Here is a 24304-nt window from a genome sequence, read left to right as displayed (position 1 = left end):
GATCCTCAGGGGCAGCAGGGTGCGAGTTCAGCCAGCAAGGGCTCGCAGAGGTCCGCCCTGCCCCCGCAGCAGTCCTTGAGCAGGAACAGGACCAGGTCTCTGAACCGGTCCAGGTCGGCCCGGTAGATGATCGACCGGCTGCGCCGTTCCGACTTGATCAGCCCCGCACGGGTCAGGACGCCCAAGTGCGCCGACAGGGTGTTGGCCGGCACGGCCAAAGTCTGGGCGATCTCGCCGGCCGGCGCCCCCCCGGTTCGTGACGCACCAGAAGGCGGAAGGTTTCCAGCCGGGTCGATTGGGCGAGGGCGGCAAGCGCCAGGATTGCATCTTCTGATTCCATATTTCCAGATTAACGGAATTATTAATCGAAGCAATCACTACCGAGTTCCAGACGACAGTCTGAAGCGTCAGCCGATCAGTCAGCCAAGTCGTCAGCGAGAGGAATAATAGCCGAGCCCAGCGGCCACGTCAGCCCAACGTCGCTTCGAGGTGGCGTCAAGCTTGTCCAGCCAGGAGCTCACGCCGGTCCGCAATTCCGATGCCTTCACGACTACCGCGGGCCAAACCGACTGTCCGGCCTCGTCACGCAGTTCGAACCGGACCGTGGGATCCGGCAAGGTCAAATCGAAGTCAACGACGCCGAAATTGACGTCGTTGGAGAACGCCTGGCGCACTCGCATGACCGGGCGGCCCGTCAGGTAGAGGTCGACGGTATCCTGAGCCAGCGGCGAACTGACTAATTCGTACAGATCGTAGCCGCCGCGGTCCGACCAGGGCAGGCAGTTCATCTCGCCGAAATGCGTATCGCCCGAGAGCAGCAGGACGCCGGGGATCCTCTCGGCCATGATGTGTTCGAAGATGGCGTCCCGCTCATGGGTGAACGAGGACCAGGAATCCGCACCCTCGGCCTTGCCGTCATTCCAGCCGGAACCGGAGATCAACACCTTGAATGGCGCACGGCTAGCGCTGAGCCCGGCCATCAGCCAGTCGCGCTGCTGCTCGCCCAGCATGGTCTTGCCGGCGACGTTCGGGCCCATGTTCGGGTCGCGGTGGTAGCGGACGTCGAGGAAGAAGAAATCGACACCACCCTGCGACCAGCGGAAGAAGGCGCCTGCCGTTCCAGGCAGGCCGGCGGACGGGTTGGGCCAATACCGTGCGAACGTCTCCAGGGCGGCGACCTTGCCGGGATGCCGACGATCCTGGTCGTTCAGCCCATAGTCGTGGTCGTCCCAGATGCAGAACTGAGGCGTGGTCGCCATGAAGCGCCGGATCTCAGGCAGATCGCGCTGGCGGCGATATTCCTCGGCGAGGATCTCCGGGTCCAGGCTGTCGGCATAGACCGCGTCTCCGGCCCAGACAAAGAGGTCGGGTCGGGCAGTCTCGACTGCGCGCCAGATCGGCTGGACAGGATAGCGGGCGCGGCGGGCGCAGGATCCGAAAGCCAGCCTGAACCGGGCCGCCTGTTCGGGCGCCGCCGTCAATGTCCAAGGCTCCAGTCCCTGGTCGTCCGGATTGGGTTTGCCATCGACAATGACGCGGTAGGCGTAGGTACGGCCAGGCTCCAGCCCTTCAAGCTGATGAACCTGGATGAAGTCCTCCACGACATCGGCGGCCAGGACCGGGCTGCGACGTGGGTCCGGGAACTGGGGATCGACGTCGTATTCGATGCAGATAGGCCAAGGGCCGCTGGCCCGCGTCCAGACGACAGCCTCCTCGCCGCGCGCCCAACCCAGGACAGGCCCCTGCATCAGGCGTTTGATGCCGACCCAGTCGAGATTGGACTGGGCCGCCGCGACGGGGGGCGCGAGGGCGAGGAGGCTCGCGCCCATCAGGGTTCGGCGGTTCAGTGCAGGCATAAGGCGTCCTGTCGCGCGGAGGTGGGTCCGCGCCGCCGCCCGTGATCAGGGCGGCGGCGCGGATTGTGGTCAGAAGGCGTAGCGCAATCCGACGCCATACGTCGCCGGTGCGCCGACCAGACGCGATGCGCCGTTCAACTCCGGGAAATAGACCTCGTCGGTGATGTTGCGGCCGTAAGCGTAGACCGCCCAGTCGGCCGTCGACGCCAGCTCGACCCGTGCGTTCACCAGTGTATAGGCCCCCGCCGTATTGCCGGGGATGGCGTTCAGACGGTTGGACTCCTCGCCGTGGTGCGAGACGCCCAGGCGCGAGTTGATCCTCCAGCCGTTCGACAGGGTCAAGCCGTGGTTGAACGACAAGGTGGCGGTCACGTCCGGGGCGCCCGGCAAGGGGTCGCCCACCGTGGCCAAGACATCGGCCACACGCGCCGAACTGAACGAGATGATCTCGGAGTCCAGGAAGGCTGCCGATAGATCGACATCCAGGGTCTGGGTGTCGGTCTCGAACAGCACCGCATTAATGGCGAAATCGATGCCCGAGGTCTCGGCCTCGCCGACGTTGGCCCGGCCGTTTGTGTCGTTGGCCAGACGGGTCGTGGCCTGGAGTTCCTCGAACTCATAGGCGAAGGCGTCCAGCGACACGCGCAAGCGGCCGGTGGTCCAGCGCAGACCGGCCTCATAGGCGGTGACCGTCTCGGACTCGAACGGCAGGGTCTCGGCCTGAGTGAAGATCGAAGTGCCGTCGAAGCCGCCGGCCCGATACCCGGTGCCGGCCGAGATGAAGACGTTGAGGTTCGAGGTGACGTCGTACTTGGCCGTGATCCGGCCCGAGACGTTGTCGTCCTCGAACTCGCGATCCCAGATGAAGGGGTTGGTGGTGGCGAAGGTGGTGGTGAAGGTCGAGATCCCCCACGGGTTGAGGTCGTCGTTGCGGCCGCTGAACGTCGATTCATCCCGGGTGTAGCGTAGGCCGCCGGACAGTTGCAGCCGGTCGGTGACGTGGAAGTCGATCTGGCCGAACGCGGCGACGCTGTCGCGGGTCTGCTTGTGCAGGTTGTCGTACATCGTTCGCGCCGTGTAGCTGGTCCAGCGGGTGTCGAAGTCGATCTCGTCGGAGACGAGGAACCCGCCGACGATCCAGTCGAACCGCCCGCCTGTATCGTCGCCCAGCCGGACCTCCAACGAGGCCTGGCTCAGCTCTTCATCGGCGTCGAAGCGGGACGCGGGATAGGGCGAGCCGTCGCCGTTGCCTTGGACCGATCGCGTGGTGGCTTGGGCGCCCGCAACGATCGTGAGGTTGAGGTTATCGCCGAGCTCATGCTCCAGGGTCGCCGACAGACCGTAGATGTCGATGTCCTGCGTTGGATATTCGGCCGAATAGAACTCGTAGGGGTCATCGTTCTCGCCGGCGTTGGCGATGTTGGTGTCGAGCGCTGCCGAGATCCGGTCGTACTGGCGCGTCTCGCCACGATCCCGACTGCCGAACAGTTTGATGGTCAGATCCGTCTGGGGCGCGAGTTCGATCGCCACCGTCGCACGACCAGCGACGAGGTCCTTGTCGCCGAAGCCTTCGCGACGGCCGGGATCGAGGATCGGCGGCATCTGGTTCTGCACCACCCCGCCGACCGAGAGGCGGAAGCCCGCAAGATCGCCGGCCCCGGCGCCGTCCATGAAGCCGCCGCCCTGCTCAGCCAGGATCGCCACCCGCACGCCGACCCTTTCCGTCACCGGGCCGCCGAAGGCGGTTTCGAAGGCGGTGTAGTCATAGCTGCCGTACTCGACCCGGGCGCCTCCCTCCCGCACGTCGGTCGGACCGCGGGTGATGGCGTTAATGACGCCGGCCGTGGTGTTGCGGCCATACAGAGTGCCTTGAGGCCCCTTCAGGACTTCCACGCGCTCCAGGTCGAACAGAGGCATGCCCAGATAGGCGTTGGAGGTCTGGTAGACGCCGTCGATGTGCAGGGCGACCGAGGGGTTGCCGTTCGGCTTATAGTCATCGGCGCCGCCGATGCCGCGGATGGAGATCAGGCCGTAGTTCGTTCCGCCAAAGGCGTAGTTGACCGAGACGCCCGGAACCTCGTCGACCAGGCCGGTGACGCTGTCGATGCCGCGCCGTGCGGCGTCATCGCCATCGATGACCGTCACCGCCAGAGGCACGTCTTGGATGCGTTGCTCGCGCTTCTGCGCCGTGACGATCACATCGTCGAGTTGGGCCGCGTCGCTCGTCTCGATTCCGCCCGCCGAAACAGAAAAGGTGCGCTCGCCCACCGGCGTCGCGACCAGGCCGGATCCGGCGAGGATCTGGACGAGAGCTTGGGACGGCGACATCAATCCCGAGACTCGGTTTGCGCGCTTTCCACGAACCAGTTCAGGCGCGAACAGCACCTGAACGTCGGCGGTGCGCGCAAAGCTCGTCAGGGCTGTTTCAAGCGGCTGGCTTTCGATTGAGAAGGCGACCGGCTGATTGGCGGCTGTCTGGGCCATGGCGGGCGCCGAGACACCGAGCGCGGCGACGGCGACACAGGCGAGGAGGCCGCGCCTGAGGGCGCCGGCGAGCGGAGTGGTGTTGGTCATTGTAGCCCCATGAGATGCAGTGCCGGACGTGCGCCGGCTCACTCCCAGGAACGGAAGGCACTGCCCTGATCCCCACCCCGTCTTGGAAATTTCATCGAAGCGTCGCCGTTCAGTCAGAGGCGTCGATCCGCCATGTTCCGTCCGGGGTCTGAACAACGTCTAGATCGAAACCGCTGGCCAGACCCTGGGCGAACTCCCGCCCTCCGTCGTAGCGGAAAGACCCGGAAATCCGCACCTTGCCGGCCCTGTCGTCGCCGATCACCAGATGATCGGAGGAGTAGCGATTGAAGGTCTCGACCACCTCGCTCAAGGGCTTATCGCGAACGACCAAACGCCCCAGGCGCCATGCCGTGGCGCTCTCGACGTCGACAGAAGCAATGCGCAATTCGGCGCCCTCTCCGGTGCCCCGCTGTCCGGCCGCGAGATTGGCCACTATGCGGGAGCCGTTGCGCCGGTCGGCGACCGTCAGGGCTCCCTCCTCCACGACGATGTCCGGCCCCTCGTCCAACAGGCTGACCTGGAACCGGCTGGCCCCGGCGCTCATCGCCCGATCCCCCGCGATTACCGTCAACGGACGATCGCCATCGGCGAGGACATTGAAGTAGGCCTGCCCTTCCTCGAGGCGAACGCGACGGCGATCAGAGGCATAGTCGAGCCGCAGACGGGTCAGGGGCGCCAAGGTCACCTCCGATCCGTCTGGCAGGGGCGCGGTCAATCTCTGCCCCGCCCCGGTGACGATCAGGGCACTCGCTGGGGACGACGCGGACAGGACCCAGACACCGGCCCCCGCCGCAGCGACGGCACCTCCGGTCAGGCCGAACAGGGCTCGCCTGCGCGTCACGGCGCAGGATTCAGATTTCAACGCCCTCGCGCGAAGGGCCAGAACATCCGGCGCGCCCGCTTCAACGCCCAGCGCGCCCCAGGCGACCTGGCACTGGCGATACGCCTGCCTGTTGTCAGGGTCCGCCTCGATCCAGGCGCGAAAACCCTCTTCGTCGGCCTGGCCGGGTCGCGCACCGCTGTTCATCCGCGCGAACCAGAAGGCGGCGGGGTCGTCATGGTCATCGTTGTCGGGGGTCGGCGAGGCGGGAGACATCAATCGGAAATCTTTCCCAGGTCCTGTCGCAGCGCCGACATCGAGCGCACCATATGCTTCTCTACCGCGCTCACGGAAATCCCCAGCCTTTCGGCGATCTGGGCGTAGGTCAGGTTTTCAAACCGGCGCAGGATAACGATCGTCCGGGCGCGGGGCGGCAGGGCGTCGAGGGCGGCCAGCATCCGTGTCAGCCTCTGACGGCCGGCGACGATACGCTCAGCGCCCGGCTCTTCGCTCTCGGCAGACAGGGTATTGATATCGACATGTCGCCCTCCTCCGCGCGAAAGCTCATAGCGTCCTCGGTCGCGCGCAACGTTGGCGGCGGCTTCGAAGACATAGCCATCGACGTTGTCCAGGGTCAGGAGATCGGCCCGGCGCAGCAGACGCACGAACAGATCCTGGACCATTTCCTCGGCGTCCGTTCGGGAGCCGGATCGTCGTGAGAAGAAGTTGAGCAAGGGCAGACGCAGTCGCCGAACGAGGGCCGCGAAGTCGTCCGCCCTATCGATCTCTCTGGATCGACCATCCTTGTTCTCGACCTGCTCGAACACCTGGACCATGGCCAGCTGATGCCGGAGATGAGTCACGGTGAAATGTCGTTCTCGCGACAATCCCATAACGGCGTCATCGACGACGGCTTCGGGCCATTGAATGGGGTTTGATCAGATTGCGCGGTTGATCCCGCAATCCCGGCAGGATCTCCTCGCCGCAGCTTGGTTCAAGCGTCGGTGTCGCCACCCAGTCGAGGCATAATGCGGATGTAGACCAGTTCTGCCAGCAGCTCGATCAAGGTTTGGGTGACGATGATGGCGGGGACCAGGGGGATGGCCCCGGGCACGACGAGCGCCAGCGGCAAGACCACCAGCGAGTTGCGGGTGCCTGCGCAAAAGGCGACCGCTCGACCGGCCTCGGGGGTCAAGCGCGCGAGACGCGCCACCACCCAGCCAATCAGCGGAGCCAGCACGGCAAAGGCGATGTAGACCGGAACCACACTCAGGGTTCTGTCTAGAGTTTGCCCGAGTTGCGGCACGACGGCGGCGACCACGATGAACAGAACGAGTGCTGTCGCCGGCACCGGCGCGAGGCCCAGCCCCGACGAGACCCGCTCGCCCGTCGCACTCCGCGCGGCCCAGGCCTGAACCAGAGCCGCCAGGACGAAAGGTATGACGATCAGCCAGATGAAAGCATGGACGAACGGGCCGGGCTGGACGTAGGCCGCCGCCTCGGCCCCTAGGAACAAGCGCAGATAGATCGGCAGCAGTACCATCTGCGCGATCAGCAGAACCGGTGTCGAAGCCAGCAGCAGCCGGGCGTCTGCCTTCCCCAGATGGGCAAACGTCACGACGTAGTCGATGCACGGGCAGAGCAGCACCATCAGCACGCCAAGACGGATCAGAGGATCGGCCGGCAGAAATTGGATCAGGCCCAGGACCAGCAGGGGCACGGCGATGAAGTTGACGGCCAGCAAGGCGCCCATGAACCGCAGTTCGCGAAGCGCACGGCCGAGCGCCGCGACCGGCACCTGAAGGAAGGTGACGAACAGCATCAGGGCCAGCGCCGGATTGATTGCGCCTTCCAGGGCCTCGGTGCCCGGGATCAGCAGGCCGGCCGCTACGGCTGCCAGTACGGCGGCGAAATAGATCCAGACCTGGCGCGTTTCCAGTGTTTCGCGGAGTTCGGCAGTCGTCATGTTAGATCCTTGGTCTTTCGCGTCGCCACGATGAAACCGAACGCCAGCGCAGCGATGGCCAGGAGTTGGGCGAGGACACCTTCAAGGGTCGGATAGAAGCCTAGCCAGTCGACACGCGGCAAGGCCAATGGATGCAGGCTGATCAGCCCGGCTTCCTGCAAGGCCGCTACGCCCTTGCCGGCGAGAACCACCGCGAGGGCCGCCATCAGGATGGCGCTGTACTGGAAGAATTTCGCGATCGGCAGGCTGCGGCTGAGGCGCAGCATGACCCAGGTCACGACAACGAGAACCATGGCCGCAGCGCCGATGCCGGCCAGCATCGCTGCACCGCCGCCCTGGGTCCAGAGGGCGGTCAGGAAGAGGATTGTCTCGAACACTTCGCGGTAGACCACGATGAAGGCAAGCAGGAACAAGAACCAGGCCGACTTCTTCGACAGGGCCGTCGACAGCTTCTCTCGGATGTAGACCTGCCAGGCGTCGGCCTGCGCCTTGCCGTGCATCCAAAGGCCCACTGAGATCAGCACCACCGAGGCGATCAGCGAGCCGAACCCCTCGGTTAGCTCGCGGCTGGCGCCGCTGATGGTGATCAGATAGGTCGCCGCCGCCCAGGTCAGTCCGCCGGCGAGCAGCGCCGCCACCCAGCCGCCATGCACATAGGGAAGCACATCGGTGCGCTCCGCCTTGCGGAGAAAGGCGATCATCGCCACCACGATCAGCAAGGCTTCCAGACCCTCGCGCAGGAGGACCGCGAACGCGCCCACGAAGCTCGACGCGTTGCTGGCCTGATCGGGTGCAAGGGCGCGAGCGGCCTCGGCGAACAATCCGTCCAGTGTCTCGATCTCGCCTCGCACTTCGGCGACGGGCGCGTTTCGGCTGATCGCGCCGCGCACCTGGCCCATGGCCGTTTCGATGCGCAGCATGAGGGCGTTGTTGCGCGCCGTCAGCGATGGTTCGACCGGCTCGAAGCCGTCGAGATAGGCGGCGAGCGCGAGATCCGTCGCCTTGCGTTTGTCGCCCGCCTCATAGGCCGCCAGACTTTCGCGGAGCTTCTGGCGTGCGATGTCGAGCGAGCCCGTGGTCTGTTGGACGACGGCCTCGGGATGCCGCCTCAGATAAGCGGTCAGGGCGTCAGCCTTGGACGGCCCCACGGCGACGGTCAGGGCGGCCGGCGTGATCTGCGACAGCGCCTTCAGGTCAGGAAAGCGGGCGCGCACCGCCGCATCCTCGTTCCAGAGCTTCTCGCCAACGGCGGCCTGCTCCTCAGTGAAGGCGAAGCGTCCGACGTAGAAGGCCAGGTCCCACTGCTCGTCGGTCGACAGATGGGCGAAGCTCGCCATCGCCGTGCCGTCCAGACCCTGATTGATGACCTGATACAGGCCGAACGCACTGCGTTGCCGCGCGCGATCGACATCTGCGAAGGCGATGGCCGGCGGGTCGAGATCGGCCGCCAAAGGCCCATCGCCGCCGCCAGTCTCTCCGTGGCAAGCGGCGCAGTTTTGCGCATAGAGCGCCGCCCCACGGGGAAGATCCGGCGTCCGGACGGGCGCCAGGGGCGTGGGATAGGCAACAAGCAACTCAGCCGCCAAAGCATGCGCCTGACCGGCCACGGCCGTGGGATCTTGCTTGGCTATGATCGCCGCTTCGAGGGCTCGGGCCTTGCTGACCAGACCCGGCTGGGCCGGATGGACCGGGAGGGCTGCGATCCGTTCACGCACCTGGGCCGCAAACTCATTCATTTCCGCGTATTCGGGCGGGCTGATGATCTGGCCGTTCTGGACCGCGCCGCTGTAGTCCACCGCGAGATAGTCGAGAAGACGCCACGCCGTCTGTGACGACGCGCCCTCTTGGGCGGAGGCGATCGGCGGAGCCGCTCCGACCAGACCGAGAGCGAGCAACCCGAATGCCAAGGCGCGGAGACGGTTCTTAAGAGCGGTTATCATTCGCAATTGTTTAGGCCTTGTCGCATTCACAGCCAAGCCACTCCCGCGATGCTCAGGCCTTTTCTTTGCAGCCGCAGGACCCGTCCACGCTGCAGGATGGGGCCGGGCGCTTGGGCCGCATCAGCAAAAGAGCGGCGCCCAGAACGATCAGCATCAGCGCCCCGCAGGCGATCGCATCCCAGCTCTGGGTCAGGGCGACGCCTGCGGCGGCTAGGGTCGCACCGCCCATTACTAGCGCCGCGATGGGCACGGCGCAGCAGGCCGCGCAGGCGCCCGCCAGACCGAGAACGACCCAAGGCGGTCTGATCTTCTTCTTCGGTGTCGTTTCGAGGGTCATCGCAGCATCGCCATCAGCGCGGGTTCGATCCGGGGCCAGACGAGGGCCAGGGCGAGCATGAGAGTTGAAAGAGCCATCATGATTACGGTCGATCGCGCCAGCGGATGACCGCGGCGGAAAGTCCGCCACGCCAACCAACCCCAAGCAGCGAGCACGATCATGAAGGCGACGCCCGTGATCCACATATTGGCTCCCGCGAACCAGGCCAGGACGGCGCCTGAGGCGCCCAGAGCCAGCACCGGGAAGGCCAGCGGCACGACGCAGCAGGCCGCACATCCGAGAACGGCGCCCGTAGTCGCGACGATGGAGCCGACGCCGACCGCCTTCTGGTTCGGGTCGCCCTTGGCGGGCTCGGCGTTCAACGGCGCGCCGGGGGTCAGAGAGGTCATGATCAGCAGCATCCACGGGTTTGGGCCTGGGTCGACGGACCCGAGGCGATAAAGTCTTCGAACAGGGTGTCGGCGGCGAGACGGGCGTCTTCCGGCGCCGTGACCACGAGACGGACGGACCCCAGCCGCGGCTCGATCTCAAACGTCAGGAAGGAGCAGCAGGCGGTTTCCTTACGGACGAGTTCTTCGACATCCCCGTCAGCAGGCCCTTGGAATGGGTCTGCAGGAAGGGGGCGTCGGGCGTCCAGTGCAGGGTGATGTCCGCGTGGCACAGCGCCGCCAGTTCCGCCGCCTCGGCCCGGGCGCTGCGCCGGATCGAGAAGGTCTTTTCCTCGCGAACATCGAGGCTGATGGCGGTCAGTTCCGCCAGCAGTCCCATCTTCTCGCCGTGAGCAAGCCCATGCACCCAGCTGATCACCGTCTTGCCGGACGCTTCCCAGGCCGTACGGCGATCTTCGAGCCGGCGACGCACGTCCCCGTCGAGGGTCTCAATGACCCGGTCATTGGCCGGATTGAACCCACAGGCCGTGATGGCCAGGGCTGAGTCCACGCGCCCGATGTGGGCGCGCCGGACGAGGACGATGAACAGCCGGGCGATCAAGGCCGTCAGCGCCGCCCCGGGATCGTCGGCCAAGGCGCGGATCAGGCCGCGCGTCGCTACATCGGTCCGCACGGCGTGAAGGGCGTGGTTGACGCCATCGGTCTCCGGCTCCGGAGCCTCGACTTCCGGCGGGACATAGGCCAGTGGCGCCGAGGTCCGACGCGCGGCCTCCGGCGCGGCGTCCTCATCCTCTTCGTCGATCTCGGGTTCCTCGAGCGTGTAGCAGCGGACTTCGACGCCTGCCTCCGCGGCCGGCCACAGGACCAGCGTCGTCACGACCCGGCCCCCGCATCCAGTCTGGTCTGATGCGATCTTGGCGTGGATCATATCGACGATCGCCAGATCGGCGACGTCGGGGTGCTCGACGTCCGCCAGGGCGATTCGCGCCTTCTCTGTCCGATCGTTGAACACCTCCCGCTGCGCCCGGTAGCGCGCCATCTCTTCGGCGGGGAGTGAACCGCCATACACATAACCGAGCGCCTCAAGATCATCGGGAAGCTCTGGCTCCGGGCCAGCGGTCACGTGAACCGAGATCCCTTCGGCCTCGAACACGGCCGCGATCCCGCGTGCGCGACGGGTCCACACGGCGGTCAGAATGTCCGGGTCGAGCAGAACAGGCGGCAGTTCGCCGAACAGGTCGGTCTCGGTGCGGCCTCCGGCGTCGGCATAGGCCCGAGGATCGACCAGGGCGCAGCGGCGATCGCGCGTGGTGACCCGGCTGTCGTCGAGACGTTCGCTGACCCGCCATTCCTGGAACCCATGGCCGTCCAAGGTCATCTGGGCGAGATCCTCCTGCTCCTGGCGATCCGGCAGCCGTGCCAGCAACCGGGTCTGGCGAAGGGTGATGCGGCCCGCCTTCAGCGCCACCAGAGCGGCGGGCGCGACGCCGGACAGGGCCGCCAATCGCTTGATCTCGATCTCGTCGTAACCGAGTGCCCGCGCCATGGCCGTGATCGTCAGCTTCGACTTCAGCATCCGGCCGATGGCCGCGATGACATCGGCCACATGGACCGGAACGGCGGTGTTGGTCAGCAGCACCGCCGCCGCCTGGCGAGCCGGATCGGTCTCGACATAGGTGCGGACCGGATAGTCCTCGTCGATGTCGCCGGCCTCGAGCAGGATCGCCAGGGCCAGGCGGCGCCGGCGGCCGTCGAGGGCCATGAAGGCCTGCTCCTTCTTGCCGCGGCCCGGGCGAACGGTGACGGGCTGAAGCTGTCCGGCCGCCTTCAGGGTGGCGGCCAGGGTCGGAATGTCCTCGTCCGGCGGTTCGCCATAGCGCAGGTTCTCTCGCGCGATGCCGAGATCGCCGAGACGGACGATGCGTTCCACGGGCGTGAAGATGACGGCCGGGGTCGTGGTTTCTGGAGCCGGGGTTGTGGGGGTGATGGCGGGAACGAGGGCGGTCATGAGGTCTCTCCTGCCGGGCGACGGAGTCCATCCCCGCCGCTCCGGCGCCCCTCAGCCCCCTCGCTCCTTCCTTTGCGATGCCGCCGCGACCGCGACCTCGTTCCAGTCGCCGAACGGCGGCTCGGGCCATGATACCTCTACCTCAAGACCGTCATGGACCAGGCGGCGGCGCAGCCGGGCCGCCGCAGCCTCACCGGCCTCCCCCCGGTCGGCGGCGATCAGGACCCTGCGCACGCAGGCGGGCGGGCACCAGACGGCGAGGTTGTTGGCGGCCATTAGGGCCCAGCCGGGAAGACCGAACCGGTCCATGGCCGATAGGGTCGTGACCACGCCTTCGCCGACCAGCATGTATTCGGCGGCAGGCGAGAGGCGAACGGCTGCGCCGGGGGGCACCTGACCCACGGTCTTGCGAGCCAGGCGCAAGCCGGCAGCGAGCAGCCCATTGGTCTCGAGATAGGTCAGTTCGACGGCCGTCAGACGATCGTCGGCGTCGCTGATCCGGGCGATCAGAGCCGGACGCATGCGTCCGCCGGTCCGATAGACCGACAGTGGCGCGGAGGAATGCAGGCGGAGATTGGAAGCGGCGGCTCCGGCCGAGACCACGCGGCGCCGCAGATAGAGACCCGCCGGACCATGGGGGGGTCGCTCTGTCGTCGCGGTCCACAGACGCGATGCAGTCTCGATACGAAGGCGACGATCCGGCCTGGGCGCAGAGGACCGCCCACGCCCGCCGCCGGTGAGCCGGCCGGCGTCGTCGATGAAGCCTCGAACGCGAAGGTCATCCCGGGCGGCTCGCCAGTCGGCGCCGCCAAACCCGTGGACGATGACCCGATCATCGGCCAGCATCAGCGAAACCGATCGGTCCGCCGCGCTATGGCCGGGTGCGGGGATGCTGGCGCGTGAGCCCCCGGCGTAAAGGTCGCCGCCCAGGGCGGCGACGATGGCGTGAAGAGTCATGGCGACCTCAGATCAGCCCGAGCTGTCTGAAGCTCGTGGTGCCTTGGCGGCCGATGACGAGATGGTCGTGAACCTGCAGGCCGAAGACGTGTGCCGCCTCGACGATCTGCCGGGTCATTTCGATGTCGGCGCGCGAGGGCGTCGGATCGCCGGACGGATGGTTGTGGACCAGAATGAGCGCGGAGGCCGAGACCTCGAGCGCGCGCCGGATGACTTCCCTGACCCGCGCACCGGCCCATCACCAAGCCCGGGCTGAAGCGGAGGAAGGCGATGAGGCCGACGAAGCCGAAGACAATGCGGCCCTTGCAGCTCGCGCGAAGCTCACGCTCGTCCAAGCCCAGGACATTGCTCTGCGGGCTCGCGCGGGAGAGGTGAAAGACCATGAGTTGGAGGCCGAACGTGGCGGCAGCGGCCTTCGCTATTCTTTCGACATCCTGAGCGGCGGCAAAACCTTCGAGGTCGGTGTCGACGCCGAGACGGGCGCAGTCCTCGAGAACGCCGAAGAAGGACCCAATCCGGACTGATACAGCTGCGTGTCGCAATGTCTCGTCGCGGTCTCAATAGCGGTTGGCGTCTCCTCCGAGACGCCAACCGGTCGATCCAGTCATTGGACCCCGACCCCGCCTGAAGCGTAAGCTGAGGCGAGGTGTTTCCACCCGGTCTAGCCCTGCCGGCAGCGGTCCAAGCGGAGCGTTAAAAGCCGCCTAGGGCTTTGATCGAGAGCACCGGGGGGGCGGATGCCGGGTCTAAACGCCCTGCCGACCAAGCCACTCATGAAGGCCGATAATGCAGAATCTCGACAGCAAATCAGCGATCAGCAAGGTCCCAGCCGTCACGGCCGGGTTCTGGCTGATCAAAATCCTGGCCACGACCCTGGGCGAGACCGGCGGCGACACCGTCAGCATGTCCATGAAGCTTGGATATCTTGCCGGCACCGGGATTTTTCTCACGGTGCTGGTCGCCCTGGTCTGGGCTCAGGTCAGAGCCAAACGCTTCCACCCGTTCCTCTACTGGGCGACGATCATCGCCTCCACGACGGCAGGGACGACCCTGGCGGACTTCGCCACACGGTCGCTGGGGATCGGCTACACGGGCGGTTCGGCCCTGTTACTGGCCGCTGTCCTGACTTCGCTGGCGCTCTGGCGGCTTTCGTTGGGTTCGATTTCGTCTGATCACATCGCGACCCCCAAGGCCGAGCTCTTCTACTGGATCACGATCACCCTGTCCCAGACGTTGGGCACGGCGCTCGGCGACTGGACAGCCGATACGGGCGGCCTCGGCTATGTCGGGGCGGCGGGTGTTTTCGGCGCCCTGCTGGTACTGGTCGCTGGGCTGGCCTTGTGGACCCGCGTCAATCGCGTCCTGCTCTTCTGGGCCGCCTTTATCCTCACCCGGCCGCTCGGCGCGGTGGTCGGAGATTTTCTAGACAAGCCTCTGGATCACGGTGGATTGGCATTCAGCCGCCCGTTGGCGTCAGCGGTTCTGACCGTCGCCATCCTCGCCCTCATCCTCCTCCTCCCTCAAAAGGCTGGTCGACATCCTGGGAGCGATCAGGGGCCATCGCCCCGCGCATAAATGCGCTCGTTTCGTTGCTGACGAACGTCCCGGTCGGCGTTCGCTGTCACTAAGCATGTCCTCGTGCGACGGTCGCGGAGCGGCGGCGACTGGTACGATGGCCGTCAGAAAATCGACCGCGGCCCTAGTGCTCGTCTCACGACGGCGAGAGAGGAATCCGCAAGGCGACGGCAAGGCCGGGGAGGCGGTTGGTGATGGACAGCGTACCGCCATGCAAGGATGCGATGGCGGCGACCATGGACAGCCCCAGGCCAGATCCATCGGTATGGCGGCTGCGGTCAAGCCTGTAAAAGCGTCGGGTCAGGTGCTTCAACTCTTCGGCTGGTGCACCCGGGCCATCGTCTTCGACCGAGAGCTCGGCGTCAGCACCTGCCCGTGCGACCAGGACCCGTAGCGTCTGTCCCGGCGCGCCATGGGTCAGCGCGTTGTCGACGAGACTGGCGATCACCTGGGCGAGCATGGTCGGATCGCCATTCACGCGGACGTCTTGACTGACGATCAGGGTCAGGCTCCAGCCCGCCTGATCCGCCGCCGGAAGGTAGGCGTCGACCACATCGGCGGCCACGGCGGCAAGATCGACGTCGGTGAACCGCCGACTAGCGCCGCCCTCGATTTGGGCCAGTCTCAGCAGGGCTCCGAAGATCTCAAGCAATCGGTCCGTCTCCAGAACCGCCTCTGTAATCAGTTCGTCGCGCTCTGTTTCCTCCGCGCTTTGGGCGTCCTCGAGCGTGTTGCGCAGCCTGGTCAGCGGGGTGCGCAGATCGTGGGCGACATCCGAGGAAACCTGCCTCAACGCTTCCATGGCGGCCTCGAGCCGTTCGAGCATCGCGTTCAAGGTGTCGGCGAGATCGTCGAACTCGAGCCCGATGCCCAGTGACGGCAGACGCTCGGAGAGGTCGCCGCTCATCACCCGTTCGGCGGCTTCTGTGACGCTCTTCAAGCGCCGCAAGAGCACGGCGCCGGCGGCGATGCCGCACAACAAGGCCAGAAGCACGAGAGCGACCCCGCCCCAGAGCGCCAGGCGATGCAGCCACTGGCGCAGTTCGGCCAGGGCGTAGGTATCGCGTCCCACGGCGATGAAGGTGCCGTCCCGCGCGCGCGCGGTCAGCACGATGACTTCGATCCGGTCACTTTCGACGTCGTCTTCCTTGGCGTCCCAAGGCAGATGGATGCTCGCTACGCCTTTGATGCGTTCGACCGCGTCCGGAAGTCCGGCGCTCAGCCGATCGCCGCCGGGGGTGACGACCAGATAGCTGAACCGTTCGGGCTGGCCGCCCGAGACATGTTCGCGAAGCGACGCCACGAGGGCTGCGCCGCCCTCGGCATTGGCATCCGCGATCAGCACAGAGACCTGGTCGCGCAGCGCATCGCGGGCTGTCTCCTCGGCGAAGCGACCGACAGCGATATCGAGCACCAACAACAGCAGTCCGGTCCCGAGACCGAAAACAAGCGCGAAGAGAACGGCCAGACGAACGCTGGTGGTCTGCCACAGACCAGCCGGGCCCCTACTCCGGTTCGTCAAGGACATAGCCAACGCCGCGCAACGTCCGGATCAACTCCACGTCGAAGCCTCGATCGACCTTGGAGCGCAAGCGGCTGACATGGGCATCGACGATATTGGTTCGGGGATCGAAATGGAATCCCCACAGGCTCTCCAGCAGCATGGTCCGGGTGACGGTCTCGCCGATGCGCCGCGCTAGGAACTCCAGCAACTTGTATTCCTGCGGGGTAAGTTCGATCCGTTTGCCAGCGCGGATCACCCGGCGGCGACGGGTGTCGATGACCAGATCTGCGAGGGCGATCGTCTCGCTCAGCCCGGACAACGGTGGCCGACGCACCAGGGCATTCAGGCGCGCGAGCAACTCGCTGAAGGCGAACGGTTTGACCAGATAGTCGTCGGCCCCGCCTTCGAGACCTGCGACACGGTCCTCGACCGAGCCGAGAGCGGTCAGGATGAGGACCGGGGCAGCGACCCCTTCGCTGCGCAAAAGGGCCATGGCGTCGAGCCCGTTCAACCCCGGCAACATCCGATCCATGACGAGAACATCGTAGGCCCCGGCCATGCCCATCTGGACGCCCTCATTGCCCGAGCGGGCGACGTCGACCGTGTGGCCGGTCTCGGCCAGGCCCCGGGCGATGAAGCCCGCCGTGCGTTCGTCGTCCTCAACGACCAGCACCTTCATGACACGACGCCAGGGTTCATGTCGGCCACATGACCACGATGCCGGGTCGGTCGCCAGTCCGACGCCGCCATTGCCGTCCCGAATTAACCCGCCCGTCAGACTAAGCGTAAACTGCGCGACCTAGAACGGTGGCAGACCACGAGAGAATGCCGCTTGCCCTTCGCCGCCACTACGATTGCTCTCCCCAGCGCCGTGCTTTTTTGCAGGCGCGACGATCCGTCGATCAGCGACGCATACCCATCGGCGCAGATCCATGGATTCGCGCCCGCTTGGGTCAGACGGGTTCTGTCCTGGGTCTGGCTCTGTCGGTACAGGATTCTACCCCCAAAACTCGTGATAGATGCGGCCAGATGTTCGATCTGATCGTCGGCATCATCGCCGCCACCGGTGTTATGGGCGTCGCCCTCCTGATGTTCGCGGAGAACATTTTCCCTCCGTTGCCGTCCGAGGTGATCATGCCGCTCGCCGGGTTCGCCGCCGCGCGAGGCGACATCGACTTCGTTTTTCTGGTCATCGCCGGGACCGCCGGAGCGGTTCTCGGCGCCTGGGTTTGGTACGAGATCGGGCGTCGGGTCGGCCTGGAACGGCTGCGACGCTGGTCTGCGTCGCACGGCCGTTGGTTGACGCTGGCGCCGGACGAGGTCGATCGGATGGCCGGTCTGTTCACGCGGTTTGGGGCTCTGACGGTGTTCCTCGGCCGCCTCCTGCCCACGGTTCGCACATTCATCTCGATACCGGCGGGCGTGACCCGGATGCCGCTTGCCGACTTTCTGGTCTGGACCTCGGCCGGCACCGCCCTCTTCACCTTCACCCTTGCGTATGCGGGTTATCGGCTTGAAGCCCACTACGATCGCGTGGAGGCTTGGTTGAACCCTTTGACCACTGGGGTTCTGGCCTTCGCTGTCCTGGGCTATCTCTATCGGCTTGTGACCTTTAGGCCGCGCCCTGGCGCAGGGGTGCACGATGGTTGAGCTCTCCTCTTTCTGCGAGGGTAGGGTGCGAGCTGAACCGATTGGTGGTCGTCCGTCCGGATCGCCGGCCACGGAGAGAGACGGGGGTGCACCTCGGCCTCATCCCCTCTTCGACCGCGTCGTGGCGCGTTGTGGCGGTGGGTGCAGGAGCCGCCCCCACCCCGCTGACAGGTCGACACCGACGGCGTCCTTCAAACGCAATCTCAACGAAAGCCTCCTCGCTGGACTGTCTCTTCCGGAGGCGGCAGGCCGACCCACGAAGCCCTTGCAAACATGCCGACGCCATTGACTCGCCCTTTCACCACTAGCCGGCGTCTGATTGATGTGCGCCGACTGCCCGGAACCTGACCATGTCGGAAGACAAGAACGCCGCCATTCAGCGCATGCAGTTGATCCGCAAGGTCGTGCTTTTCGTTCTGATCATCGCCGTGGTCATCCTGGCTGCCTTCAGCCGGACCCTGAGGGGTGAAACGCCGTTTCACGAGGGCCTGGAGACTGTCGGCCTGATCCTGATCGGCGTCGCCATCGTCGGGCGGGGCTGGTGCTCTCTCTATATCGGAGGGCGCAAGAAGGCCGAGATCGTGGATCGTGGACCCTATTCCATCACCCGAAATCCCCTCTATGTCTTCAGTTTCGTCGGCGCCTTCGGGATCGGCGCCCAGACGGGCAGCATCGTTTTGGCCGTTCTGTTTCTGCTGATCGCCGTCGCGGTCTTCTGGGCGACCGTGAAGAGCGAGGAGGCCTGGCTGCTCGACGCCTTCGGAGCGCCCTATGCGGCCTACCTCGATCGCACGCCTCGTTTCTGGCCAGACGTCTCGAAGTGGCGGGACGCCGAGACCCTCGAAGTCCGCCCCATCTTTTTTCTGGTCACCCTCAGGGATGGCCTGGTCTTTCTGTTAGCGATCCCGATCTTCGAGCTGATCGAACACGCCCAGACGAGCGGCTGGATCCAGACGGTGTTCACACTGCCCTGAGCCAGGCGCCGCGAACTCGCTGGACCGCCTAGAACCAAAAAGCCGCTTGGCTGGTGGACGGGGGCGTCGCACCAGAGTTGCCGAGCTCACCGAGCAGGACCCGCGCCTGCTGACACGACAGGAAGGCCCCGAGCGGTCTCCTATCCCGGCTGCGCTCCGGCGGTTGCCGCCGAAAGAGCGCGGGCTTCGCTGCGTATGCGCACCCACATCATCGCTGCGTTGAGAACGCTGAACACGATCGCATAGCCGACCAGTCCGAAGGCCACCGGCAGGACCGCGATCTCGAGGGCGACCACGACATAGTTGGGATGGGAGGCGAAGCGATAAGGCCCCCGAGTGACCAGCGGCGCGCCTGGCAAGGTGACGATCCGGGTCGTCCAGCGGGACCCGAGGGTGGCGATCACCCAGACCCGGCCTGCCTGGAGCAGAACGAAGACGGCGAGCATGGCAAGGTTGACCGGCCTGTCCCACGCGAACGCCCACAGCCCCAGGAGCCAGGCCCCGTGCAGGAGGACGATGAAGACGTAGTGGTCCGCGCCCGTCTCGACGGCGCCCTGGGCGCGCAGACGGCGAGTGTTATACTCGGCCAGAACCAGTTCACCGAGCCGCTGCGCAGTCACCAGGGCGAGGACGACGATGGACAGCATCATGCCGCCGACCTCAGAGTTACGGTGCTCAGGGTGAAACCTGGCCCCAGGGCGGTCACGACCGACCGGTTCGGCAGACCCTGCCGTCTCGCCCGGTCGAGGACATAGAGGACCGTCGGCGCGGACATGTTGCCGTGGTCGGCCAAAACCTCCCGTTCGTGATCCAGACTGCCCTGATCGAGGGACAGGGATCTCTCCAGGGCGTCGATGACCTTCATTCCGCCCGGGTGACAGATGAAACGATCAACATCCTCAAGCTCCAGGCCCTGGCGTTCGAGCATCCCAACCATCGCCGGTCGAAGATTTTCGCGGGCGAACGGAGGAATCGCTCGGTCGAAGATGACGCCCAGCCCCGTCGAATCGACACGCCAGCCCATGACATCGAGACTTCCGGGCCAGGTGTGTTCGCCCGCCGCCTCGATCGAAGCGAAGCCCGTCTCGCCGCAGCGCACCACACAGGCGGCCGACCCGTCGCCGAACAGCGCCGTCGCAACGATGTCCGCCTTGGTCAGGTCCTCCATTCGGAACGAAAGAGTGCAGAGCTCGACCACGACCATCAGGATCACGGCGCCCGGCGAGGCCTGGGCCAGCCGTCCCGCAAGGGCGAGACCCGTCGCTCCGCCGGCGCAGCCGAGGCCGAAGACCGGGACCCGCGCTGCATCCGAGCGAAATCCCATCCGGGCCATGGCGCGGGCTTCAAGGCTGGGCGTGGCGATGCCCGTCGATGAGACCGTGATGATCACGTCAACATCGGAACCTTTCAGGCCTGCTTGATCGAGAGCCGCTTCGGCGGCGCTGGCGAACATGCCGACTGCGATGTCGAGATAGGCTTGGGTCCGTTCCGGCCAACTCCGTGGAGTGAGATACCAATCCAGGGGCATGGCCGATTGCCGCGTCCTGATCCCCGCAGTGTCGAACACGGGCAGCATCCGGTCGATTCCGGGAAACCGGTCTCTAAACAGCGCCTGAGCGACCCGGACCACGTCCGTCTGGGTCATGACATTCGGCGCGTCTGCGGTCGCGATGGAGAGAATTTTGGCGGAAGCCGGCATCGAGGTTCGCTCCGGTCGGTATCGGTTGCGACCCGAACGCTAATCGCGCGAAAGCTCCAAGGTTCCAAAAAGGCTTACGATACAGCTAGATAAGAACCGGTATCACTCGCAAAAGCAGCCAGAAGCGAAAGCGTAGCGTTCGAGGATGAAGCACGAAACAGCTCACGAGATAGGCGGTCGGCGTGCCTCTCGACCGGTTCATTCTCGACCGCTATCTCGCCAGCGCCGGTCAGAATGAGACGTCGTCGGGTCTCAAACGCCGTAACCCGCAAGGTGGACCGGAGCGATGGCCCCGGCCTCACGTCTCTTTTCACACCGTCGGTTTCGGTGTGAGGTTGGCTGAAAGCCTGGCGAGACGACGCGGCAGATCGCGTTCGATGGTTCTCTTCTGATAGGGACTAAGCTTGCGCCAGCCCGCTATCTCCGGCCGCGTCCGACCGCATCCTTCGCACTGACCCGAGCGTCCGTCGAAGGTGCAGATATCGATGCAGGGCGTGCCAGTCATCAAGGAACTACCGGGCAAGGGCCACGACGGCCTGCCAGGTGAGAACCAGGCCGACGATGGCGATCAGCCCGCCTGAAAAATAGGGCGCTTTCCGCGCAAAAGCCGCGAAACCTCCCGACCAGCGCTTCTCCGCATGCCGCATCCCGATCGCCGCTGCGACACCGACGGTGACCATGGTCGCCGCCAATCCGATCGAAAAGCACAGGACGAGGGTCGCACCCAAGGCCACCTGCTTCAGCTGCAGGCAGAGCAGCAGGACGGTGATCGAGGCCGGGCACGGGATCAGGCCGCCTGTCAGGCCGAAGAGCATGATCTGCCAGGTGGTCACCTTGCGGTTGGCGAACCGTTTCTTGATGTCGTTGGCGTGGGCGCGTTCATGGGCGTCCTGGTGGCCGGGGTCTGAGACATCCAGGCCGCCGTGGTCATGACCATGCTCGTGATCGTGTTCGGCGAACTCGACGTCGAAGTCATGGGTGTGATTGCCGTGGCCCAGAACCAGCCGCGCCGTGAAGGCGTGGGGTTCGGGAATGACGTCAGCCGACTCAAGATAACCGTCGCGCGCCTCGAAGCCGAATGTTTGAACAGAGCCATCCGCCCGGGTGGTTGCGACGGTGACGTCGTCGGCCCTCGGAACCGGCCCTTTCTCCGGAGCGAACCGGAACCGTGGGGGCACGCCGTCCTCGAAGATGCTCAGGCTGACGACGCCATGGCCGGGGTCGATCCAGCGCGTCTCGTCGTGGTCATGGTCGTGGTCACGATCATGCTCGTTATGGACGGCGTTCTGCTCGCGCCATGTGGCGAACAGCATCCATGCGGCGACACCGAGGATGATCACGGCCGAGGCCAGTTGGAACCAGCCCTCCGAGGCTTCGATGTCGAAGAACTGGCCGAAGTAGAGCCCGGTCAGGGCGATGGCCCAGACGATGGCCGTATGGGACAGCGTCGCCGACAAACCCAGCAGGATGGCCTGCCAGACAGTACCGCGCACCGCGACGATGAAGGCCGCCATCATCGTCTTCGAATGCCCCGGCTCCAGCCCATGAAGGGCGCCGAGCAGCAGGGCGGAAGGAATGAACAGCCAGGCGTGGGCCGAGCCCTGCGCGAGCAGGTCTGCAAACGGGGTCATCGACGTCTCACAGGTATTTGGTGATGTCTTTGAACTCGGCCATGGCCTGACGGGCCTCGGCCGGGTCGCCCTCCGCCGCATGGGCGAGGCAATGATCGATGTGGTCGTGGATCAGCGTCTTCTTGGCCGCCGCCACGGCCTTCTCGATCGCGTGAAGCTGCTGGGCGAGATCCAGACACGTTCGCCCGCCCTCGATCATGGCGATGGTCTTGCGCAGATGACCCTCGGCGCGCTTCAGCCGATTGACGATCTCGGGGTGGGATTCGTGGACGACGTGGGCCATGACGTTATGCTATCCCCCTGGAGGGGATAATACCAGCCCATCTTGGTTACCCGCCGCAGGACGACGTTCGATGTTTTCACCGCTTCGCCATGCCGGCTACCGGCATCTGTTCATCGCCCAGGTCGCGGCCTTGCTGGGCACCGGCATGGCGACGGTGGCGCTGGGTCTGCTGGCGCATGATCTGGCCGGGGCCAATGCCGGCGAGGTGCTGGGCATGGCGCTCGCCATCAAGATGATCGCCTATATCGGCGTGGCGCCTTTCGCGAGCGCCCTGGCCGCTAGACTGCCCCGGAAGGCTCTGCTGGTGTCGCTGGATGTCGTCCGGGCCTGTGTCGCCGGCGCCTTGCCGTTCGTTGGTGAGGCCTGGCAGGTCTATGCCCTGATGACGGTGCTGTACGTCGCCTCGGCGGCCTTCACACCGGCGTTCCAGGCCATGATCCCCGACCTGCTTTCGGACGAAGGCGAATACACCAAGGCCCTGTCGCTCTCGCGTCTCGCGGCTGATCTCGAGAGCGTGGCCAGTCCCGTGCTGGCGGCCGTGCTCCTCGCCTTCATGAGCTACAACAATCTGTTCGCCGGGACGTCCCTCGGCTTCGTCATCTCGGCCTTTTTCGTCGTCACGGCTGCACTGCCGGCACTGACGCAAACGGTTCAGAAACCCTTCATCCAGCGGCTCACGGGCGGGGTTCGCCTGTTCGCTTTGACGCCACGTCTGCGCGGTCTGATCGCCATCAGCATCGCCGAGGCCGCCGGCGGGGCCATGGTGTTCGTCAACACGGTCGTCCTGGTGCAGTCCCGCTTCGCCATGTCCGGCCAAGCCGCCGCCTGGGCGCTAGCGGCATTCGGGGCGGGGTCGATGGCGGCGGCGATCGCCCTGCCTCGCCTGCTGGACCGGATCGCAGACCGGACCGCCATGCTGTGGGGCGCAGCGATCATGACCTTGGTGCTGCTTGCGGGATCGGTGCTGGCGACCACCTATGTCGCCCTGCTCATCCTCTGGGCCGTCATGGGCGTCGGCTATTCGCTGACCCTCACACCGGCGGGTCGCGCCTTGCGTCGGTCGTCCAACGCACAGGATCGTCCGGCCCTATTCGCGGCGCAGTTCGCCCTGTCGCACGCCGCCTGGCTAATCGCCTATCCGGTCGCGGGGCTGGTCAGCGCGGCGGCGGACCCCAGCGCGGCCTTCCTGGTGCTGGCGGCCTTATGCGCATTCGGGACAGGCCTCGGTTTCGTGGTCTGGCCTGCGAACGACCCGACGGACCTGCCGCATCGGCATGACGCACCGGCCGAAGACGATCCGCATCTGGACGGTCAATCCGGAAAGACGTCGCATAGCCATCCCTTCGTCATCGACGAGCGCCACCCGCGATGGCCGACGACGAAGGAGTGAGGCCAAGGCGGGCGACATCCGACCGTAAGCCTCAGTCGACGAAATCGACGCTCTCGTAGTCGCCCGAGGTTTGAAGCGTGATGGTGACACGCTCGCCGCTGCGGTTACGCCAGAACCAGCCGTGATGACCCGCGAAAGCGGCCGTTAGCACCCCCGTCTCGCGGGCGGAGGTTCCCTTGCTATAGCCGTGATAGGTGATCCCTTGGCCGTCACCATGGGTGTCATAGTTCACCGCCGGGCCACTGGTGGACCAGGTGAAGTTCGCCTTCGCGCCGTCCCCCATGGCCATTTTGATCTCGGCCCCCTCGTCAGGCTCAAGGGTCAGGGACGTGCGATGGCTGCGACCCGCCGATGCGCCATTGGTTGTCGTAGCTGCGGCTGCCGTCTGGGTCGTGACCGCTGGCGGGACGGCTTCGGTCTTGGCAGACCTGGCCGGCTCCTGAGTTGCGGTGTCTGGTGAGCCCACTGGTGCGGCTGCCGGCAAGGCAGGCGCGGTCCTCGTGGATGTAATGACCGCCGCCGTTGAGGCCGCTTCAGCCGCAGCTTCAACGGCGAGTTGGCGCTTGATCCGGCCCATCTCGGTCAGCCCGAAGACCGAGCCGATGCGGGTAGGATCGACGCCGTACTCGGCTGGAAGGACCACGGTGACCAGCAGGGCCGAGGCGATGACGACGGCGACGCCGGTAGACTTGAGCAGCTTGGCCGTCGACGGCAGTTCGGCGGGATCGGGTTGATTGAGATTTTGCATGGA

Annotated in this window: 23 protein-coding genes and 2 pseudogenes; 5 read left to right on the top strand and 20 right to left on the bottom strand. The window is 65.8% G+C overall.

The genetic code is table 11. The features are described 5' to 3' along the window. Positions 1 to 5: 5 nt before the first annotated feature. The 12 genes and pseudogenes from AC0L6G_RS13160 to AC0L6G_RS13105 form a co-directional block, all read right to left on the bottom strand. Positions 6 to 340 (bottom strand): annotated as a pseudogene (locus tag AC0L6G_RS13160) (ArsR/SmtB family transcription factor). Between the two features lie 91 nt (positions 341 to 431). Then, positions 432 to 1601 carry an alkaline phosphatase D family protein gene (locus AC0L6G_RS13155; RefSeq protein ID WP_473252446.1) on the bottom strand — a complete coding sequence of 390 codons (1170 nt, stop codon included), beginning with the start codon at positions 1599 to 1601 and terminating at the stop codon, positions 432 to 434. A gap of 324 nt (positions 1602 to 1925) precedes the next feature. After that, positions 1926 to 4430 (bottom strand): TonB-dependent receptor, encoded by a 2505-nt coding sequence (locus tag AC0L6G_RS13150; protein ID WP_473252445.1) that lies wholly within the window; start codon positions 4428 to 4430, stop codon positions 1926 to 1928. 109 nt (positions 4431 to 4539) lie between these two features. Beyond that, a complete protein-coding gene (locus AC0L6G_RS13145) occupies positions 4540 to 5526 on the bottom strand; it encodes a FecR family protein (RefSeq protein WP_473252444.1) in 987 nt (328 codons plus the stop codon). Continuing rightward, a complete protein-coding gene (locus AC0L6G_RS13140) occupies positions 5526 to 6113 on the bottom strand; it encodes an RNA polymerase sigma factor (RefSeq protein WP_473252443.1) in 588 nt (195 codons plus the stop codon). The genes AC0L6G_RS13145 and AC0L6G_RS13140 overlap by 1 nt, the downstream gene beginning before the upstream one ends. A 131-nt stretch (positions 6114 to 6244) precedes the next feature. Further along, positions 6245 to 7216 (bottom strand): arsenic resistance protein, encoded by a 972-nt coding sequence (locus tag AC0L6G_RS13135; RefSeq protein WP_473252442.1) that lies wholly within the window; start codon positions 7214 to 7216, stop codon positions 6245 to 6247. Then, positions 7213 to 9186, bottom strand: a complete 1974-nt coding sequence (locus tag AC0L6G_RS13130) for an FTR1 family protein (protein WP_473253258.1) — start codon at positions 9184 to 9186, stop codon at positions 7213 to 7215. The genes AC0L6G_RS13135 and AC0L6G_RS13130 overlap by 4 nt, the downstream gene beginning before the upstream one ends. Positions 9187 to 9208: 22 nt before the next feature. After that, a complete protein-coding gene (locus tag AC0L6G_RS13125) occupies positions 9209 to 9493 on the bottom strand; it encodes a hypothetical protein (RefSeq protein ID WP_473252441.1) in 285 nt (94 codons plus the stop codon). Further along, entirely contained in the window at positions 9490 to 9882 is a 393-nt protein-coding gene (locus AC0L6G_RS13120) for a hypothetical protein (RefSeq protein ID WP_473252440.1), read from the bottom strand. The genes AC0L6G_RS13125 and AC0L6G_RS13120 overlap by 4 nt, the downstream gene beginning before the upstream one ends. Before the next feature lie 145 nt (positions 9883 to 10027). After that, entirely contained in the window at positions 10028 to 11890 is a 1863-nt protein-coding gene (locus AC0L6G_RS13115) for a ParB/RepB/Spo0J family partition protein (protein ID WP_473252439.1), read from the bottom strand. A 51-nt stretch (positions 11891 to 11941) separates the two neighbouring features. Further along, positions 11942 to 12847: a toprim domain-containing protein gene (locus AC0L6G_RS13110; protein ID WP_183197674.1), complete on the bottom strand. Its 906-nt coding sequence runs from the start codon at positions 12845 to 12847 to the stop codon at positions 11942 to 11944. A gap of 7 nt (positions 12848 to 12854) precedes the next feature. Beyond that, a pseudogene (locus AC0L6G_RS13105) lies at positions 12855 to 13067 on the bottom strand (JAB domain-containing protein); the annotation flags it as partial. Here AC0L6G_RS13105 and AC0L6G_RS13100 point away from each other — a divergent pair. Both AC0L6G_RS13100 and AC0L6G_RS13095 read left to right on the top strand, forming a co-directional pair. Continuing rightward, positions 12970 to 13371, top strand: a complete 402-nt coding sequence (locus tag AC0L6G_RS13100) for a PepSY domain-containing protein (protein ID WP_473252438.1) — start codon at positions 12970 to 12972, stop codon at positions 13369 to 13371. The pseudogene AC0L6G_RS13105 and the gene AC0L6G_RS13100 overlap by 98 nt on opposite strands. A gap of 262 nt (positions 13372 to 13633) precedes the next feature. Then, a complete protein-coding gene (locus tag AC0L6G_RS13095) occupies positions 13634 to 14422 on the top strand; it encodes a COG4705 family protein (protein ID WP_292227051.1) in 789 nt (262 codons plus the stop codon). A 136-nt stretch (positions 14423 to 14558) separates the two neighbouring features. Here AC0L6G_RS13095 and AC0L6G_RS13090 read toward each other — a convergent pair whose 3' ends face one another. Beyond that, on the bottom strand, positions 14559 to 15836 hold the full coding sequence (locus tag AC0L6G_RS13090) for a sensor histidine kinase (protein ID WP_473253257.1): 1278 nt from the start codon (positions 15834 to 15836) through the stop codon (positions 14559 to 14561). A 91-nt stretch (positions 15837 to 15927) separates the two neighbouring features. Next, complete coding sequence (locus AC0L6G_RS13085; protein ID WP_473252437.1) at positions 15928 to 16605, bottom strand: winged helix-turn-helix domain-containing protein; 678 nt, start codon at positions 16603 to 16605, stop codon at positions 15928 to 15930. A gap of 350 nt (positions 16606 to 16955) precedes the next feature. Between AC0L6G_RS13085 and AC0L6G_RS13080 the strand changes: the two genes are divergently transcribed. Further along, a complete protein-coding gene (locus AC0L6G_RS13080; RefSeq protein ID WP_473252436.1) occupies positions 16956 to 17576 on the top strand; it encodes a DedA family protein in 621 nt (206 codons plus the stop codon). Positions 17577 to 17926: 350 nt separating this feature from the next. After that, entirely contained in the window at positions 17927 to 18550 is a 624-nt protein-coding gene (locus AC0L6G_RS13075; protein ID WP_183197660.1) for a methyltransferase family protein, read from the top strand. Between the two features lie 140 nt (positions 18551 to 18690). Here the strand turns inward: AC0L6G_RS13075 and AC0L6G_RS13070 are convergent, their stop codons facing one another. The 5 genes from AC0L6G_RS13070 to AC0L6G_RS13050 all read right to left on the bottom strand — a co-directional run bounded on the left by AC0L6G_RS13070 (position 18691) and on the right by AC0L6G_RS13050 (position 22163). Then, on the bottom strand, positions 18691 to 19200 hold the full coding sequence (locus AC0L6G_RS13070) for an isoprenylcysteine carboxyl methyltransferase family protein (protein WP_473252435.1): 510 nt from the start codon (positions 19198 to 19200) through the stop codon (positions 18691 to 18693). Next, positions 19197 to 20249: a type III polyketide synthase gene (locus AC0L6G_RS13065; RefSeq protein ID WP_473252434.1), complete on the bottom strand. Its 1053-nt coding sequence runs from the start codon at positions 20247 to 20249 to the stop codon at positions 19197 to 19199. Before AC0L6G_RS13065 ends, AC0L6G_RS13070 begins: the two co-directional genes overlap by 4 nt. Positions 20250 to 20559: 310 nt before the next feature. Further along, entirely contained in the window at positions 20560 to 20754 is a 195-nt protein-coding gene (locus AC0L6G_RS13060; protein ID WP_135194134.1) for a DUF1289 domain-containing protein, read from the bottom strand. A gap of 7 nt (positions 20755 to 20761) precedes the next feature. Further along, on the bottom strand, positions 20762 to 21880 hold the full coding sequence (locus AC0L6G_RS13055) for a nickel/cobalt efflux transporter (RefSeq protein WP_473253255.1): 1119 nt from the start codon (positions 21878 to 21880) through the stop codon (positions 20762 to 20764). Between the two features lie 7 nt (positions 21881 to 21887). After that, entirely contained in the window at positions 21888 to 22163 is a 276-nt protein-coding gene (locus tag AC0L6G_RS13050; protein ID WP_292227072.1) for a metal-sensing transcriptional repressor, read from the bottom strand. A 70-nt stretch (positions 22164 to 22233) separates the two neighbouring features. Between AC0L6G_RS13050 and AC0L6G_RS13045 the strand changes: the two genes are divergently transcribed. After that, positions 22234 to 23553, top strand: coding sequence for an MFS transporter (locus tag AC0L6G_RS13045; protein WP_473252433.1), 1320 nt, complete (start codon positions 22234 to 22236; stop codon positions 23551 to 23553). 31 nt (positions 23554 to 23584) lie between these two features. Here AC0L6G_RS13045 and AC0L6G_RS13040 read toward each other — a convergent pair whose 3' ends face one another. Further along, positions 23585 to 24301, bottom strand: a complete 717-nt coding sequence (locus AC0L6G_RS13040; protein WP_035308115.1) for a hypothetical protein — start codon at positions 24299 to 24301, stop codon at positions 23585 to 23587. Positions 24302 to 24304 lie beyond the last annotated feature (3 nt).

The sequence above is a fragment of the Brevundimonas sp. D3-1P genome (assembly GCF_055809335.1).
The sequence above is the reverse complement of the archived record's forward strand: the minus strand, read 5'-3'. Positions and strand labels throughout refer to the sequence as shown.

What these genes read in the sequence shown, in the direction of transcription:
- AC0L6G_RS13145 (WP_473252444.1), bottom strand. Translation starts at nt 5,526, where the DNA reads ATGTCTCCCGCCTCGCCGACCCCCGACAACGATGACCATGACGACCCC.
- AC0L6G_RS13110 (WP_183197674.1), bottom strand. Translation starts at nt 12,847, where the DNA reads ATGACTCTTCACGCCATCGTCGCCGCCCTGGGCGGCGACCTTTACGCC.
- AC0L6G_RS13050 (WP_292227072.1), bottom strand. Translation starts at nt 22,163, where the DNA reads ATGGCCCACGTCGTCCACGAATCCCACCCCGAGATCGTCAATCGGCTG.
- AC0L6G_RS13120 (WP_473252440.1), bottom strand. Translation starts at nt 9,882, where the DNA reads ATGACCTCTCTGACCCCCGGCGCGCCGTTGAACGCCGAGCCCGCCAAG.
- AC0L6G_RS13135 (WP_473252442.1), bottom strand. Translation starts at nt 7,216, where the DNA reads ATGACGACTGCCGAACTCCGCGAAACACTGGAAACGCGCCAGGTCTGG.
- AC0L6G_RS13055 (WP_473253255.1), bottom strand. Translation starts at nt 21,880, where the DNA reads ATGACCCCGTTTGCAGACCTGCTCGCGCAGGGCTCGGCCCACGCCTGG.
- AC0L6G_RS13040 (WP_035308115.1), bottom strand. Translation starts at nt 24,301, where the DNA reads ATGCAAAATCTCAATCAACCCGATCCCGCCGAACTGCCGTCGACGGCC.
- AC0L6G_RS13150 (WP_473252445.1), bottom strand. Translation starts at nt 4,430, where the DNA reads ATGACCAACACCACTCCGCTCGCCGGCGCCCTCAGGCGCGGCCTCCTC.
- AC0L6G_RS13095 (WP_292227051.1), top strand. Translation starts at nt 13,634, where the DNA reads ATGCAGAATCTCGACAGCAAATCAGCGATCAGCAAGGTCCCAGCCGTC.
- AC0L6G_RS13045 (WP_473252433.1), top strand. Translation starts at nt 22,234, where the DNA reads ATGTTTTCACCGCTTCGCCATGCCGGCTACCGGCATCTGTTCATCGCC.
- AC0L6G_RS13075 (WP_183197660.1), top strand. Translation starts at nt 17,927, where the DNA reads ATGTCGGAAGACAAGAACGCCGCCATTCAGCGCATGCAGTTGATCCGC.
- AC0L6G_RS13115 (WP_473252439.1), bottom strand. Translation starts at nt 11,890, where the DNA reads ATGACCGCCCTCGTTCCCGCCATCACCCCCACAACCCCGGCTCCAGAA.
- AC0L6G_RS13085 (WP_473252437.1), bottom strand. Translation starts at nt 16,605, where the DNA reads ATGAAGGTGCTGGTCGTTGAGGACGACGAACGCACGGCGGGCTTCATC.
- AC0L6G_RS13080 (WP_473252436.1), top strand. Translation starts at nt 16,956, where the DNA reads ATGTTCGATCTGATCGTCGGCATCATCGCCGCCACCGGTGTTATGGGC.
- AC0L6G_RS13065 (WP_473252434.1), bottom strand. Translation starts at nt 20,249, where the DNA reads ATGCCGGCTTCCGCCAAAATTCTCTCCATCGCGACCGCAGACGCGCCG.
- AC0L6G_RS13100 (WP_473252438.1), top strand. Translation starts at nt 12,970, where the DNA reads ATGTCGGCGCGCGAGGGCGTCGGATCGCCGGACGGATGGTTGTGGACC.
- AC0L6G_RS13070 (WP_473252435.1), bottom strand. Translation starts at nt 19,200, where the DNA reads ATGATGCTGTCCATCGTCGTCCTCGCCCTGGTGACTGCGCAGCGGCTC.
- AC0L6G_RS13125 (WP_473252441.1), bottom strand. Translation starts at nt 9,493, where the DNA reads ATGACCCTCGAAACGACACCGAAGAAGAAGATCAGACCGCCTTGGGTC.
- AC0L6G_RS13060 (WP_135194134.1), bottom strand. Translation starts at nt 20,754, where the DNA reads ATGACTGGCACGCCCTGCATCGATATCTGCACCTTCGACGGACGCTCG.